2 protein-coding genes and 1 pseudogene are annotated in these 1787 nt (G+C 69.8%); all 3 read right to left on the reverse strand.

Features of this window, described 5'->3' with window-relative positions:
* The coding region (locus K2X24_RS12360) for a hypothetical protein (RefSeq protein WP_292498421.1) at positions 1 to 854 on the reverse strand (854 nt) is incomplete at its 3' end.
* Between the two features lie 64 nt (positions 855 to 918).
* Positions 919 to 1401, reverse strand: a complete 483-nt coding sequence (locus K2X24_RS12365) for a hypothetical protein (RefSeq protein ID WP_292498424.1) — start codon at positions 1399 to 1401, stop codon at positions 919 to 921.
* 14 nt (positions 1402 to 1415) lie between these two features.
* A pseudogene (locus tag K2X24_RS12370) lies at positions 1416 to 1787 on the reverse strand (hypothetical protein); the annotation flags it as partial.

Here is a 1787-nt window from a genome sequence, read left to right on the forward strand (position 1 = left end):
GTCTCAGCCGGGGCGGCGGGCGCGGCCGGCTCAGCGGCCTTTGGTGCGAAGCCGCGCAGCTTGGCGAGCTGCATCAGCCGGGCGGCCGGGGACTGGCCCGCCTGGATCGCGGCCTGCGCGATGCTGAACTCCTCGTCGCGCACGGCCTGGACCGCGTCGGCCTTGGAGACGCCGAGCAGCTCGAGCTCCGCGATGCGGCCGGTGAGCAGGTGGTTGTAGGCGTCCGCGAATTCGGGCTGCGCCGTCATCACGCGCCGGACGTCGCCCTGGTAGGCGGTCAGGACCTCGTTGCGCTGGGTCGCCTCGGCGCGCTGGGCCTGCTCGGTCTTCTGCGCCTCGGTGAGCTGGGTCTGGCCGGCGCGGATGTCCTGGATCTGCTTCTCCAGGTACTTCGCATAGCCGAAGATGTCTTCGTTCGGATCGGGCGGGGTCTCGGGCTCGGCCGGGGGCTGAGGCGCTGCGGCGCCGGGTTGCGCCGGGGACTGCCCACCCTCGCTCAGAATGCGGAAGCGCTCTTCCAGCCGCGCCACAGTCATCCGGAACTCGTCGCGCTCGCGCTCGACGGCCTTCCGGCGCTCGCGCTCCTGGTGGAACGCGCCGTGGCGGACAAACTTGCCCTTGTTCTCGTCGGCGCCGCCCTCTTCGAGGTCCGGATCGACGACGTCGCCGGGGGCCGCAGCCTCGCCAGCAGGGGCAGCAACGGGCGCGGCGGGCGCAGGAGCGGCTTCTCCAACGGTGGCCGGCGCAGGGGCGCTGGCGGGCTCGGAAGCGGCCTCGCCAGACGACATGGCGCCCCAAGCGGCCTCCTCGTCGGCGGTGAAGGCGTCGTCGCTGCTGTTGAAGTCGTCGTTCATGGGTGTCCTCGTGACGTGAAGGGTACGAAAGCCGGTGGGACGCTACCGGCCGCGCGGGGAGGGATCAGGCGAAGCGGCGCTTGCGGGCGGGCGGCTCGTCCTCGACCAGGCGCTCGTAGGCCAGCGGCATCGCGGTCGAGCATTCTTCGACCTCGACGGCAGGCATGGCCTTCGCGACGATCTCGGCCTCGATGGGAGCGGCCTTCGGCGGGATCACGGGCGCCACGTAGACGGGCAGGGACGGACACGCGCGCTCCAGATGCCAGATGGCAGCATCGCGCAGGAGCTTCAGGAGCTTGCCCGTTTCGCTGTCGGACGGCAGATCGTGGCTGGCGTTCAGCAGGCCTTCCATCAGCCGTTCGTGCTCGGCCGTCGACGGATCGCGGGCGCAGTCGAGGAACTTCTTGAGGGTCGCGACCTCAATCAGCCCGAACACATCGTGCTTCCGGTAGATCACGTGTTCGGTGGTCACCTCGTCGACCACGACGACGTGGCCACAGAACATCCAGCGCGTGTCCTTTCGGACCGCGTTCTTCTCGATTGCCATGTGATGATCCTACGTTAGGCCGCGAAGGCCGATGCGGGCTGCTCGGGCGGCGCGGCGAGGGCCGCCACCTTCGCGAAGCCGTCGATGTGGTCGCCTTGGGTCAGGGCTGCCTCGCGCCCGGCCTTGGCGTTCTTCAGGTTCGCCCCGGCGTTCAGATCCTCGATCTTCGCCATGGCAGTGCGCATCGCGACCTGCTGCTGCGCCTCCGCCTGCGGATCGGTCGGCGCCTGGGCCAGCAGCTCGCGCATCTTCGCGACGAACGAGGCCGGGAAGGGCGAGTACGGCAGGACCTCGAGGAGGACCTGCGGGGTGATCATGTCCTTGATGATCGGCAGCACCGCGGTGAAGGTCTGCCACACGACCTGCTGCTGGTTCGGCGAGGCGGG

It is taken from the genome of Methylobacterium sp. (assembly GCF_019750675.1).
Lineage (GTDB): Bacteria > Pseudomonadota > Alphaproteobacteria > Rhizobiales > Beijerinckiaceae > Methylobacterium.

Excerpts from the sequence above, each read along its gene's own strand:
- K2X24_RS12365 (WP_292498424.1), bottom strand. The coding sequence starts at position 1,401 with ATGGCAATCGAGAAGAACGCGGTCCGAAAGGACACGCGCTGGATGTTC.